The following is a 14,270-nucleotide window of genomic DNA, read 5'->3' on the forward strand; positions in this document are numbered from 1 at the left end:
AATTTAGATTTAAAGTTAGGTGTATTTGCTACACTAACCTACAGTCTGCTAAAATATGAGATTTTCTTTAGATTTCAATATTTTTGGTGATATTTCTTTCGCTATGACTACCTCCGGTAATTTGCTGATCCTTTTGATTATATGTTCAACGTCTTCTTCGCAGATGTAATTTTTGATGATGACAAAGAAATCAAAATGGGGGTTTTCAGGGATTAAAAAGGTTCCCTCGATACTTTTATTGTTGATAAGAAAATATTCTGTGTCCGAATCGGAACTGAGGTAATGAAAAGCGGTGAAGTGGTAGCTTATTTTTTTCTTTGCATCAAAGATGATATGATATTCAAGCTCTTCTTCGGATTTGTTTTTTGGACGGCCATCATGATCATATTTGCTCTCTTTGCCTCTGGAAAAATCCAGATTTGTCACTTTGTTGATAAAGTGACAGAGGCGGTAATCTTTGAGCGGGCAGGTGATGGCGAGTAGGGTGAAATCTAACTCTTCATCCATGTCCATGTCTAACCTTGCTACTAACTTATTGACCACTTTTTTTCTAAAATATATGTTCTTATGCTAACGAAGGTACTAATAATTTTAAGGTGGGAATATACTTTTTGTGTAAAATTTGAGTTAATTAGCTGAGCGTTTGGAATACAAAATATTTTTTGTTATACTTGAACTAAGTTAATATAGAGTGGGTTAGCTAGTATAAGACGCGAATAAGTTCGGTCGCCTAACACGGTGACTTTCATCTAAATATCAATTTAGGTTTGAATTTTGATGAAATTTATTTTTCTTTGCACAGATTTATTAAACAATTAAACTATAAAATCATGTCAGATATCGCTTCAAGAGTAAAAGCAATTATCGTTGAAAAATTAGGTGTAGACGAAAACGAAGTAACACCAGAAGCTTCATTCACTAATGATTTAGGTGCTGATTCACTTGACACTGTTGAGTTGATCATGGAGTTTGAAAAAGAATTCAACGTTGCTATTCCTGATGATCAAGCAGAGACTATCGGTACTGTTGGTCAAGCAATCGCTTATTTAGAAAAAAACGTTAACTAACTAATTTAATTAGGCTAATCGTAATAAATGGAGCTTAAAAGAGTAGTAGTAACAGGATTAGGCGCCCTTACACCAATTGGTAATACCGTCTCAGCATACTGGGAGGCATTAATAAATGGTGTAAGCGGAGCTGCTCCTATTACGCATTTTGATGCGTCAAAATTCAAAACTCAGTTTGCGTGTGAGGTAAAGGGGTTTGATCCACATGATTTTATGGATCGTAAGGAAGCTCGTAAAGTCGATCCTTTTGTACAGTATGCAATTGCGTCTACTGATGAGGCAATTAAAGATGCTGGCTTAGATTTTGAAAAATTAGATACAAATCGTATCGGAGTAATCTGGGGCTCAGGAATAGGCGGTCTGACAACTTTTACAGAAGAAGTTGCCAACTTTGCAAAAGGGGATGGAACACCACGTTTCAATCCTTTCTTTATTCCTAAGATGCTCGTTGATATTGCTCCAGGACATATTTCAATGCGCCATGGCCTTCGCGGTCCTAACTTTTCGGCAGTATCGGCCTGTGCCTCTGCCACCAACGCAATGATTGATGCTTTTAACTATATTCGTATGGGAAAAGCGGATGTGATTGTTACCGGTGGATCAGAAGCGACGGTCAATGAGGCTGGAATCGGTGGATTCAACGCAATGCATGCATTGTCAACAAGAAATGATGATCCCAAAACTGCTTCCCGTCCTTTTGATAAAGACCGAGATGGTTTTGTTTCGGGTGAAGGTTCGGGTGCCTTAATCTTAGAAAGTTTAGAGCATGCCTTAGCACGTGGTGCAAAAATCTATGCAGAGATTGCCGGAGGTGGCATGAGTGCGGATGCACATCATATCACAGCCTCGCATCCTGAAGGATTGGGCGCTAAATTGGCAATGACGATGGCTGTCAACGATGCAGAGATGGATTTTTCAGATATTGATTATATCAATGTCCATGGAACATCTACACCTGTCGGTGATATCAGTGAAACGAAGGCTATTGTTGACCTGTTTGGTGAACACGCATATAAATTGAATATCAGTTCAACAAAATCTATGACTGGACACCTATTGGGTGCTGCTGGGGCGATAGAAACAATTGCTTCAATCTTAGCTGTGCAAAATGATATTGTCCCACCGACAATCAATCACTTCACAGATGATCCGGAAATTGATAATAAACTGAATTTTACATTCAACAAAGCGCAAAAACGTATTGTTAATGCAGCGTTGAGTAACACCTTTGGATTCGGTGGACACAATGCTACCGTGATTGTAAAAAAATATAAAGCTTAATGTTTGATCCTTCAAACATGGTTTGGTAATATGAGCTAGCGACAGGTTCTTTAATTAGAACTTGTCGCCTTATTTTTAGATGAGATGCCTTTTTCAAGGATATACAAGTTATATATTTCGCCGGATCGGGAATATGTTAGAAAACTAAAAAACCTACTTGGTTTTATTCCCGGGAATGTGCATCTGTACAAGATGGCATTTAGACATAAGTCTGTTGCAATAACAATCAAAGAAGGGGCTAAAAACAGCAACGAGCGCCTGGAATTCTTGGGTGATGCTGTTTTGGGATCTGTCGTTGCCGAACTGTTGTTCAAGAAATATCCGTATAAAGACGAAGGCTTCCTCACGGAAATGCGTTCCAAAATTGTGAGTCGTGCAAACCTGAACCAACTTTCCAGAAAATTAGGATTCAATGAAATGATACAGTTCGATGCCCGAATGATCAGTTTTCCAAACAAACAAGGGTCGCTGTTGGGCGATGCATTTGAAGCGTTGATCGGTGCCGTGTATCTCGACAAAGGTTACGTATTTACAAAAAGCTTTCTCCTGAACCGTATTATTAAACCACATGTCGATATCCAATTACTGGAACAGACTGAGACTAATTTCAAAAGCCGGTTGATCGAATGGTGTCAGCATACGGGTAAAGAAATCCTATTCCAACAAACGGATAACCCGGAGGGAGAATCTTCGAAAATGTTCAGTATCGAAGCTGTTGTAGATGGGGTTGTATGTGGTCTAGGACGCGATTTTAATAAAAAATCCGCTGAAAAATTAGCTGCGGAAAAAGCCTGCGAATTCCTTAAGATTCTGGAAGTAGAATAAAGGATTTTCATTCTTTAATTTATTTAGTCCCCGCTAAATATTAACTTTGCCGGATATGGCAACAGTAAAACCTTCCTTGGCGAAAGGAACCCGTGATTTTTCGCCTTCCGAAATGATCAAACGTAATTATATTTTTGACACATTGAAAGCTGTGTTTAAAAAATATGGTTACAATGAAATACAGACGCCTTCATTTGAGAATTTAACGACCTTAACAGGTAAATATGGTGATGAAGGTGATAAATTGATCTTTAAGATCCTTAATTCCGGAGATTATTTGGCAAAAGCCCCAGATGGTCTACTTCATGATAAAAATTCAAATAAACTCATTCCACATATTAGTGAAAAAGCACTAAGATATGATCTGACGGTGCCTTTTGCACGTTACGTTGTGATGCATCAAAATGAGATCTCCTTACCATTTAAGCGTTTTCAGGTACAACCTGTCTGGCGTGCAGATCGTCCACAAAGAGGCCGTTACCGTGAATTTTACCAATGTGATGTTGATGTGGTGGGATCAGAAAGCTTGCTGAATGAAGCTGAATTTATTCTGATTTATCATGAGGCTTTCGAGCGTTTTGGACTGAAGGATTTTAATATTAAAATCAACAACCGGAAGATCCTTTCTGGTATCGCCGAAATTATCGGAAAGCCAGAACTTATTGTCGATATGACTGTCGCTATTGATAAGTTGGATAAAATTGGATTGGATGGGGTCAATAAAGAGCTGCTGGAAAGAGGTTTTACCGAAGCTGATCTGAATCTTTTGAAACCGATCATCTTATTGGAAGGTTCAAATAAGGAGAAACTTGCATCACTAAAATCTATCTTGGCGGATTCTTTGATTGGTTTAAAAGGCATAGCTGAAATTGAGGAAGTCTTCGATTATATTACTAAGTTGAGCGGGGATACCACACTGTTGACCCATATTGTTGATCTGGATATTACCTTGGCGCGAGGTCTCAATTATTATACAGGCTGTATCTTTGAGGTGAAGACAAATGAAGTTGCCATGGGCAGTATAGGCGGTGGCGGACGCTACGATGACCTTACCGGGATGTTCGGTCTGAAGGACCTAACCGGTGTTGGCGTTTCTTTTGGAGCTGACCGTATATATGACGTCCTGGAGGAATTGAATTTATTTCCGGCAAACAAAGCAGATTCTACCAAGCTGTTGATTATCAATTTTGAGAAGCAACTTGAAACCTATACACTGAGTTTGCTCAATAAACTCCGCAAAGAAAATATTGCGGTTGAATTGTATGCTGCACCAGTGAAACTAAAAAAACAAATGGGCTATGCCGATGGAAAAGGGATTCCTTATGTCTTATTGGTCGGGGAAGAAGAAGTTTCTTCTGGTCAGTTATCGCTCAAGGACATGGAAAGCGGAGAACAGGTGAAGGTTACCGAAAATGAGCTTATCCAAAAACTTCGCTAGCAAATAATTTGTATAAAAAAGATAAAGCCAAATGATTATCAAGTCCTTTGGCTTTTTTATTTTCATAAGTTTTTGATTTATTTGGTTGTGCCATTCATTTATTTGTTAAAAAATGCTATATACTTTAAATCAAATGTCTTAGAAGTGTCTTAAAGTGTAAATAAAATTGATTTTTGACCAAGGAAATTCATCCAAAATTATTAGATTTGTAGTCTAGAATTGTAAGAAAATCAAAACTTTGAAATGAGTTCAACACCTATAACAAAAGAGACATATTTGGAGTGGTATAAGTCTATGTTACTTATGCGTAAGTTTGAAGAAAAAGCAGGTCAACTTTACGGACAGCAAAAGATTCGTGGTTTCTGTCACTTGTACATAGGACAAGAGGCAGTAGTCGCTGGAACGATGTCGGTAATTAAGCCTGAGGATTCTTTAATCACTGCTTATCGTGATCACGCCCACGCTTTGGCTAAAGGCGTTTCTGCAAATGCTTGTATGGCTGAATTATATGGAAAGATCACTGGTTGTTCGAAAGGTAAAGGAGGCTCTATGCACTTTTTTTCTAAAGAACATAAATTCATGGGTGGCCATGGTATTGTCGGTGGTCAGATTCCCTTAGGTGCTGGTATCGCATTTGCTGAGAAATACCTTGGTACAGATAATGTAAACATCTGTTATATGGGCGATGGGGCTGTACGTCAAGGTGCATTCAACGAAACACTAAACATGGCGATGCTTTGGAAACTACCTGTTATCTTCGTTTGTGAAAACAACGGTTATGCAATGGGTACTTCTGTACAGCGTACCACTAACATGCAAGACATTTACAAAATGGGATTAGGTTTTGATATGCCTTCAGCTCCTGTTGACGGTATGGATGTTGTTGCTGTACACAACGCAATGGACGAAGCTGTTCAACGTGCCCGTGCTGGCGAAGGACCTACATTCTTAGAAATCCGTACTTACCGTTACAAAGGACACTCCATGTCTGACCCTGCGAAATATCGTACGAAAGAGGAATTGGAAGCCTATAAAGATCGCGATCCATTATTAGCGACTAAACATGCTATTTTGGAAAACAAATATGCGGATGATGCTTGGTTTGCGGAGGTTGAAGCTGATGTGAAAAAAGTAGTTGATGAGTCTGTGAAATTTGCGGAGGAATCTCCTTATCCAACAGCGGACGAATTGTACAAAGATGTCTATGTACAACAAGACTATCCATTTATTTTAGATTAATACTCTTTAACTTGATAATATAATACAGAATGGCTGAAGTAGTAAGAATGCCGAAAATGAGCGATACAATGACCGAAGGGGTCATCGCAAAATGGCACAAAAAAGTTGGCGATAAAGTAAATTCTGGTGATTTAGTAGCTGAAATTGAAACAGATAAAGCTACAATGGACTTCGAGTCTTACCAAGAAGGTACTCTTTTATATATTGGCCCAAAAGAGGGTGAAGCAGTAGCGATCGATGCTGTTATCGCTGTTTTGGGTGAGCCCGGTGAAGATTTTCAGGCTTTGTTGAGCGGAGATGCTCCTGCAGCTGAAAAAGCGCCAGAAAAAACTGAAGAAAAAAAAACAGAAGAAGTTTCTGGTCCAGAATCTTCGGCTGACACAGTGACTCCTGAGGAATTGGGATGTACTGTGATCACAATGCCTTTGTTGAGTGATACCATGAAAGAAGGTGTTATTGCGCAATGGAATTTCAAAGTTGGTGACACGATTAAATCGGATGATGCTATTGCCGATGTAGAAACGGACAAAGCGACAATGGAAGTTACAGCTTATGCCGATGGTACGTTGTTATATGTTGGCCTTGAGGCCGGCGAAGCTGCAAAAGTAAATGATATTATTGCTATCGTTGGCCCTGCCGGAACTGATATCACACCTTTATTAAATCAAAAATCTGCTCCTGCGAAAGCAGAAACTGCGGAGGCTCCTAAAGCTGACTCGGCTCCGGCTGCAACTGCTGCGCCAGTTCCGTCCACTACTAGTGACGATTCACGTGTAAAAGCTTCTCCTTTGGCACGTAAGATCGCAAAGGAAAAAGGAATCAATTTAAGTGATATCAAAGGGTCAGCAGATGGTGGCCGTATCGTGAAAAAAGATGTTGAGTCCTTTGTTCCGACTGCAGCGAAAACAGCTGAAACTGCAGCGGCAGCAGCTCCGGCTACAGAAACAAAAGCAATTACTTTACCTACCTATGTTGGTGAAGAACGCTATACAGAAAAACCGGTCAATCAAATGCGTAAAACAATTGCGCGCCGTTTGGCTGAATCATTGTTCACTGCGCCACATTTCTATTTGACAGTGTCTATCGATATGGACAATGCCATGGCTGCTCGTGCTCAAATTAATGAGATCGCACCAGTAAAGGTTTCTTTCAATGACATCGTCGTGAAAGCTGTCGCAGTAGCATTGAAAAAACATCCAGCTGTGAATTCTTCTTGGCAGGGAGATAAGATCCGTTTCAATGAGCATACAAACATTGGTGTTGCTATGGCTGTTGAAGATGGCTTGTTAGTTCCCGTAGTGCGTTTTGCTGATGGTAAATCATTATCTCACATCTCTGCTGAGGTGAAAGATTTTGCTCAAAAAGCGAAAGCTAAAAAATTACAACCAGCAGATTGGGAAGGTTCTACATTCACAGTTTCCAACCTGGGTATGTTTGGTATAGATGAGTTTACATCTATTATTAACTCTCCTGACGGAGCTATTCTTTCAGTAGGAGCTATCCAGGCAGTTCCGGTTGTGAAAAATGGTGCTGTAGTTCCCGGTAATATAATGAAAGTAACTTTGGGCTGTGACCACCGTGTGGTAGATGGCGCTACAGGGGCTGCATTCTTACAGACATTAAAAGCATTGGTAGAAAATCCAGTTCGGTTGTTAGCATAGATTTTTGATACCAATAAAATATTAGCCACTTTAGGAATAAAGTGGCTTTTTTTGTGCTAAAAATTCGTTTTTTTATACTAAAATCTTCATTTTAGCATTATTATATTTAAACTCGGTTCTTTATTGAAATTCAAAAAGAATACACAGAATGGAACGGGCATGAGATAATTGCGATGTATAAATCGTATGAAGACGAGGCGCAGATTTACCTTCGAGATAGGGGTAAACATAACATAAAATAGAAAATCCGGGAGATACAATACGTGAAATTATTTTTTTTAAAGGGAATGGTAGCTCTTTTGTTGGCATCTACAGTTGCCTGTAGTTCAAAAGAGAAAAAACAAAAAGAAGCGGCGATAGCACAGGCAAAAATAGATAGTACAAGACTTATTTACAACCCTCAGAATGCAGACCCCAATATTGATGCATTTATGAAAAACCTGCATTCGAGATCTGCATTTAACGGAAATGTACTGGTGGCGAAGGATGGTAAAATTCTATATCAAAATACATTTGGCTGGGCCAACTACCTGAAACGTGATAGTTTGGATATTGATGATAAGTTCGAATTGGCGTCAGTCTCTAAACCTTTAACTGCTGTTGGTACATTGAAGTTGGTCGAAGCAGGAAAATTACGCCTGGACCAGACAATTAATGATTTTTATCCAGATTTTCCTTATCCCGGTATTACGGTCAAAATGTTACTGACCCATCGGTCAGGCCTACCAAATTATGTCTATTTTTCAGAGAAACATTGGCCCGACCGCAAAAAAGGAATGACTAATCAGGATGTTATGAAAATGCTAACGGAGTTTAAGCCGAACAGATACGGCGCTCCCGGCGGACGGTTTTTCTATAATAATTCCAATTTTATGGTCTTAGGCGCTATTATCGAGAAGGTATCGAAACAGGATTATGCAACATATATGAAAGACAGTGTTTTCAATGTTGCCGGAATGACCAATACCGCTGCGCTGTCAAAAGCCGTATACGAAAAGATACCGACCAATGTCATTGGACATGATAAGATATGGCGTAGATCAGTGGTACAGAATTTTCAGGACGGCCCGTTGGGAGATAAGGGAATTTATAGTACAGTACGAGACCTTTACCGTTTTGATTTAGCGCTTCGTGATGGCCGTTTATTAAAACAATCGACGTTGGATTCGGCTTACCGTGGTTACCCTGATGCAAAAAAAGGTATTTTTAGCTATGGATATGGATGGCGAACTTTTGAACATGGAAACGACCATATTGTTTATCATACCGGATGGTGGCACGGTTTTCGTCACATCTATGTACGGGATCTGAAAAGAAATATTGTTATTGTTTTACTTTCGAATATGACAAATGGCAGTTTGGTGAAATTGGATGAGCTTTATAAAATTTTAGGAATGCCAGTTTTACGTAAGAATGCTTATAGCACTCATGGTGACTTTATTATTGATGAATAATTCTATGTTCATCCATAATAAAATGAATGCATAACTTTACTTTGGGCGTTGATAAGTTGATAACCGGATGCCGGGTATAAAGAGGACGATAGGCAGGTTTTTAGAGATAAATCATTGATGAACAAAAAAGTATAAGGATGAAAAAGACGTTAATCTTAGGTGCCAGTACAAATCCTTCGCGCTATTCAAATAAAGCCGCGAATATGCTCCGTAAACACGGACATGATATTGTTAATATTGGTTTGAGCGGTGGAGAAGCGGCCGGTGTACCTATTGAAAAGAAAGGTGACATACATACTGATATTGACACGGTGACCATGTATCTTGGCGAGCAGAATCAGAAAGAATATTATAACTATATTTTGGAGACCAAACCAAAGCGTATTATTTTTAATCCGGGTGCGGAAAATGCTGAACTGGAACAGCTGGCAATGGAAAATGGTATAAAAACTGAAAGAGCCTGTACTCTGGTATTGTTGAGTACAGGTCAGTTTTAGATTTTGGATTTCTGTTGCAATTCGACAGACAGATACTTTGTGATAAAATAGTTTGTCAAACCGATCGTGTTGCTGTCTAGATTCAGGCTTGATACTTTGATATCGCAATGTTCTTTTAAAATAGCCATCGTATATGAATTTATTGCCTGTTGTATCGGGATTGTAATTAACTCATTGGCTTTGGCAATTTTTCCTCCCAGTACAATTAATTCGGGATTGAGCAGCTGGATCAGGGAGGCAAACGCCTTCCCGAGGTTGGTGCCCAGTTTAGAAATTTGATTTATTGCGAATTGGTCGCCCTTATTAGCTGCTTCGATCACGTGCGTCGGTGTTAAGTGATCTAACTCTTCTTTCTGCAACTCATTGAGTTTGGTAAGCTCACCTTTCTCGATCTCCTGCTTTGCATTGTTGACCAAGGCAATTCCGGAGGCCACCGTTTCGAGACAGCCTCTTTTGCCACAATAACACAATTCGCCGTTATCAATAAATGGCATATGCCCTACCTCGCCCGAGTAACCGTCACGCCCGAGATAAACTTCGCCATTAGAAACTATTCCAAGACCTATTCCCCAATCCATTAGTATAATAAGACTATTCTTGGTGTTTTTGGCTAAACCGAATTTCAATTCCGCATACGCAGCACCCTTCACATCATTGAGTATGTATACGGGCTTTTGGTATTTGTCTTCGAAATATGCTGTGATAGATTGTGAAGCATCGTGTAAAAACGTTTCATTTGTTCCTTCCTCAGCATTGATTAGTCCAGGCATACTAATGATCAGTCCGGTTAGATTTTCGGTATCTACCGCTTTTTCCAGTAAATATTGGTCAATAATTTTTGTAATGTCATGAAGATTATCCGCGTTGCGGGATAACTCATTGTCCAGCTCAACAGTTTCAGCAACAATATTTTGATTATTGTCCATAATACTCAGTGTAATGGAGAAACGTTGAAGTTCTATACATAGTACTTGAAATAACCCGTCACATAGCCGATATAGGTTGGGTTTGCGACCACCGATGGATTCTCCCTTGTCAAATTGACGAACGATATTGTCTTCCAATAGTTCCGCAATCAGGCTGTTGACCGTTGGAAGGCTTAACGAAAGGTTTTTTACGATGTCGTTTACTGATACAGATCCTAATTCGGCTATTAATTTTATAATAGAAAGTTTATTGAATAGATTTTTCTTTTCAGGCTTGCTATCCAATTTTTTGTTAATCAATAGGTTTACGGCTTTAGTCATAAAACATCATATTTTGAATTAGAATCCCAGATCTTTAATTTAATAAAAGTTTTTGGAATCATTCTGTTATTTTTCTCACTTGTCAAACAAGCCGGTCTTTTAGCAAAAAGGGGATAAGATTCCTTATCCCCTTTTTCTGCACTTCAGGAAGTTATTTGAGTTTTTTAACTCGGATATCTTTGAAGAATACTTCAGTTCCATGGCCCAAGAAACCTATATGGCCACTTGTACGTTTTAAACCAGGGTGTTGTTTTCCATCCAGTGTTCCATTTTTACTCGCTTCAGCGATATCTGCATCAACAATAACGGTACCATTTAAAGTTACTTTAACACGATTGCCTTTTACATATATTTCTTCAGAATTCCACTCGCCCAATGGTTTTAAATGTCCTTTTTTGGCCGTTACCACGCCATAGATAGAACCGTGGTACTGGTAAGGTTTTAGGTCTTTATACACATCTGCACCGTCATCCAGTACTTGGATTTCCATAGCTTCATAAGCCGCATCTCCTTCTAATGGAGCACGAATCCCAACGCCATTGTTAGCTCCGGGAGTCAATTTGAAGTCAAAGCGATAAATAAAATCAGCATATTCTTCTTTTGTATATAAGTTGCCACCGAATTTTGCATTGGGATATACCCAGATATAACCTTCGTCATTTATTACATAAGCTTTGTTTTCAGTCCATTTGTCGAGATTTGTTCCATCAAATAGGACATCGAATCCTTCTTTTTTCTCTTGCTCACTTAGTTTAAAGACTTGTCTTCTGGGGAATTCTTTGATAAAGAGATCCCTATAGTAAACCACTGAACCATGAGCCTGCAGTTCAATCTGTTCTGTAGGGAAAATGGATTGATTTCTATCCCAGTAATTTTCAAGCGGGATATTATCGGTAACTAATTGACCATTTAACCAAACAGAGACATTTTCGCCCTGCATTTTAATTTTGAACGTATTCCATTCGCCCGTGGCATTGTCAGCCACTTTTAACGGTTTGCTTTCATTTTTTTGATTATTGTACAATCCTCCCGAACCGACTTGTGCACCGACTCTAGTGTTGGCAATATCCCAGATCTGAACTTGTGGTGTACCTCTCAAATAGATACCGGCATCACCCTCTATGCCACCATAGTTCTCCAATTTCCAGTCAACTAACATCTCGAAATCTCCGTATTGTTTTATTGTCGCCAGGTTATCTCCTTTTCCGCTAAAAACAATTTCGCCATTTGATGCTGACCAGCCTTTGCGCATGATGTCGTCTGCTTTGGCTTGTTCAGCTGCCAATGTTTTGGCATTCATTTTACTCCGTTTGATCGGATCAGCGACCAATCCCTTCCAACCACTCAGGTCTTTACCATTAAAAAGCGATACATAACCCTCCTTTATTGGCATTTCAGAAAGGTAACGAACTACGGCTTCTTTCAGGTAGCCACTCTCACTACCTGACAATTTACCTATGACCTGCTCTAAGACTTCCCTTACTTTGCTACCATAATATTTATTATCCATGGCTATGTTCATGGCGGTATTCGCAGCAGATTCGCCTAATTGTGGATCAGCCATTTTGTCCGCAGCAAAAATAAAAGCTTGATAGGTACCTGTTGGCTGCAGGGCTGCAAGTGCGGCTTTCTTCTGTTCTACTGTTTTTGCAACACTAAAAGCGTCGCGCAACAACAGTGTTTTCTGATCTGCAGTATTTGTCGAAGATGAAATGGATTTGATTAATCCTTTATAAACTGTATTGAATAAGTTTTCGTCTTTTTCCGTCCTGGATAATGATACCAGTTCGGGAAGGGCATTCGCAGATGACCAACTAGACAATGAGGTAATTGCTGCAGTCCTCAACTCCGGATTGTTATTATTCACGTAATTGCTAACTGCTTTTAAGGATTGGTCATCACCGAGTCCAGCAAAAATAGGAAAGTATTTTGAAGCACTAGGAGCTGCCGATTTTGAAATATTGGCAGCTAGTTTTCCTGTTAGTCCGTTGGCATTTGGGCTTGATTGGACGACATTGACAATCGCTTTTTGCAGTAAAGCGGCGGATTTCTGATCTGAGGTATTGTTCAGTCTATTGAAAAGTTCTTCGAGATCGGATTCCTGAGCGACATTAGGTAACGCTTTATTTATCGCTTCCTCAACGGAAGGGTTTGCTGTTTTGATTGCCAATACTGCTTTTGACGAAGCGCTATTGGAACGTTTACTCAATATATCCAGTAACTGAATTTTTTTGCTGTCATCAACAGTCGCAAGCGCGTTATTGACATCATTGATCACATTGGCGTCCTTGGAAGAAAGGATAAGTGCCTTAACAGAATTATTGAACTCTTGGTCCGCATCGAAGGCCTGAATTAAGGTATTGGTTTCTTTACCCTGTGAAAGCGTGTTGATTGCGCTTAGTCCGGCCAATTTTGTGACTGGAGATGTCGCTTTGCCGACTAAGGCCTGGATTGCAGTTAGACTGCTTGCAGATCCGTTATGTGCAAGGTAATTTAGTACACTTTCCTGTACTTCTGGAGTACCTTTACTCGCTAAAGCGAGCAGGCTTTTGGCATCATTGCCTTTGCCATATTTGCCCAGCAATTGTAATGCGAGATTACGGTATGCGCCATTATCACTCTTTACGGCTGACAGCAGGTTTTTTTGTTGCTTTTTTGGATCGATGGCTGCCAATAGTTTCAACGAGGCAAATTGTCCGTTAATGGATTTTGCTTTTTGTGATTCCTGAAAGAATTTATTCAGGAATTTGACTGCGTCTTGATCATGCTTATTGTCGATCAGCGATTGCGCATAATCAATACCTAGTCCTACAGCATCAAATTTATCGTAGCTGTATGCCGCATCGTTTAATTTATTTTGAAATAAAGGCGCCGAAGCTGTACCGCCAATTTTACTGAGAGCGATCAACGCTGTGCGTTGGAAAGCATCTGAATTATATTTTTGCGTTAAATTTAAAATGGCATTTTCCGCATTGGTAACTTTTAAGTCACCTAATGCGGTAACGATGGCGATAGTAGTTTTTTCAGTCGTTGAGGCAGCTAGGGCTTTTTCCAGCGCCGCAGCGGACTCGCTGGTACGGATAGATACCAAAGTTCTTGCAGCTGCATCAGCAAGGTAATCGTTTGTTAAACAGTTTGCGACAGCAGGGATTGCGGAGTTGTCCGCACATTGGCGGAGTAAACGCAAAGCGAAAACTTGATTTGTAGGTTCGTTCAGTTGTGTGATAGATTTTGCTAAGCCTTCAACAAATATCTTTTTTTGCTGTTCTTTTCCTGGTTGATTGATATAAAAAGAATAGCTATTGGCAGCAAATTCAATAGGCGCATTATTACTTCCGGGAGCTTTTAGGCCTTTTAGGAAAGCAACGATGTCATCGGAAGTAAATCCTTCCAGTTCGTGCATGGCGAGTAGAAACTTTTCTTTTTCCTCTGCCGGTTGTTGGGCCAGTACGTCAGCTATTTTGGTAGCTGTGGTTCTATTTTGCGGTTGCTGGGCGTATGAAGCACTCGAGATGAGGAGTAATACAGCCAGCGAATTAAATATCTTTTTCATCCGTTTAA

At 39.7% G+C, this 14,270-nt stretch carries 11 protein-coding genes; 8 read left to right on the forward strand and 3 right to left on the reverse strand.

The genetic code is table 11. The features are described from left to right. Window positions 1–48: 48 nt before the first annotated feature. Window positions 49–543, reverse strand: coding sequence for an IPExxxVDY family protein (locus D7322_RS11890; RefSeq protein ID WP_245971327.1), 495 nt, complete (start codon window positions 541–543; stop codon window positions 49–51). A gap of 287 nt (window positions 544–830) precedes the next feature. Here D7322_RS11890 and D7322_RS11895 point away from each other — a divergent pair, with 287 nt between their 5' ends. From D7322_RS11895 to D7322_RS11930, 8 genes are all read left to right on the forward strand, one after another. After that, entirely contained in the window at window positions 831–1,067 is a 237-nt protein-coding gene (locus D7322_RS11895) for an acyl carrier protein (RefSeq protein WP_028070665.1), read from the forward strand. A 27-nt stretch (window positions 1,068–1,094) separates the two neighbouring features. Then, window positions 1,095–2,348 carry a beta-ketoacyl-ACP synthase II gene (gene fabF / locus D7322_RS11900; protein WP_121124448.1) on the forward strand — a complete coding sequence of 418 codons (1,254 nt, stop codon included), beginning with the start codon at window positions 1,095–1,097 and terminating at the stop codon, window positions 2,346–2,348. Window positions 2,349–2,432: 84 nt separating this feature from the next. After that, complete coding sequence (gene rnc / locus D7322_RS11905; RefSeq protein ID WP_121124449.1) at window positions 2,433–3,173, forward strand: ribonuclease III; 741 nt, start codon at window positions 2,433–2,435, stop codon at window positions 3,171–3,173. Between the two features lie 55 nt (window positions 3,174–3,228). After that, a complete protein-coding gene (gene hisS / locus D7322_RS11910) occupies window positions 3,229–4,611 on the forward strand; it encodes a histidine--tRNA ligase (protein WP_121124450.1) in 1,383 nt (460 codons plus the stop codon). A gap of 243 nt (window positions 4,612–4,854) precedes the next feature. Continuing rightward, window positions 4,855–5,850: a pyruvate dehydrogenase (acetyl-transferring) E1 component subunit alpha gene (gene pdhA / locus D7322_RS11915; protein ID WP_120261760.1), complete on the forward strand. Its 996-nt coding sequence runs from the start codon at window positions 4,855–4,857 to the stop codon at window positions 5,848–5,850. A gap of 29 nt (window positions 5,851–5,879) precedes the next feature. Then, on the forward strand, window positions 5,880–7,511 hold the full coding sequence (locus D7322_RS11920) for a dihydrolipoamide acetyltransferase family protein (RefSeq protein ID WP_121124451.1): 1,632 nt from the start codon (window positions 5,880–5,882) through the stop codon (window positions 7,509–7,511). A 263-nt stretch (window positions 7,512–7,774) separates the two neighbouring features. After that, on the forward strand, window positions 7,775–8,965 hold the full coding sequence (locus D7322_RS11925; protein ID WP_121124452.1) for a serine hydrolase domain-containing protein: 1,191 nt from the start codon (window positions 7,775–7,777) through the stop codon (window positions 8,963–8,965). 137 nt (window positions 8,966–9,102) lie between these two features. Continuing rightward, window positions 9,103–9,462 carry a CoA-binding protein gene (locus D7322_RS11930; protein WP_121124453.1) on the forward strand — a complete coding sequence of 120 codons (360 nt, stop codon included), beginning with the start codon at window positions 9,103–9,105 and terminating at the stop codon, window positions 9,460–9,462. Here the strand turns inward: D7322_RS11930 and D7322_RS11935 are convergent. Together D7322_RS11935 and D7322_RS11940 are read right to left on the reverse strand one after the other, a co-directional pair. Then, the gene (locus tag D7322_RS11935; protein ID WP_121124454.1) at window positions 9,459–10,709 is read right to left on the reverse strand and encodes an ROK family protein; all 1,251 of its coding nucleotides are present in this window, start codon (window positions 10,707–10,709) and stop codon (window positions 9,459–9,461) included. The two genes, D7322_RS11930 and D7322_RS11935, sit on opposite strands and share 4 nt — an antisense overlap. A gap of 151 nt (window positions 10,710–10,860) precedes the next feature. Continuing rightward, complete coding sequence (locus D7322_RS11940; protein WP_121124455.1) at window positions 10,861–14,262, reverse strand: DUF1080 domain-containing protein; 3,402 nt, start codon at window positions 14,260–14,262, stop codon at window positions 10,861–10,863. Window positions 14,263–14,270 lie beyond the last annotated feature (8 nt).

The organism is Sphingobacterium puteale, assembly GCF_003627955.1.
Classification (GTDB): Bacteria; Bacteroidota; Bacteroidia; order Sphingobacteriales; family Sphingobacteriaceae; genus Sphingobacterium; species Sphingobacterium puteale.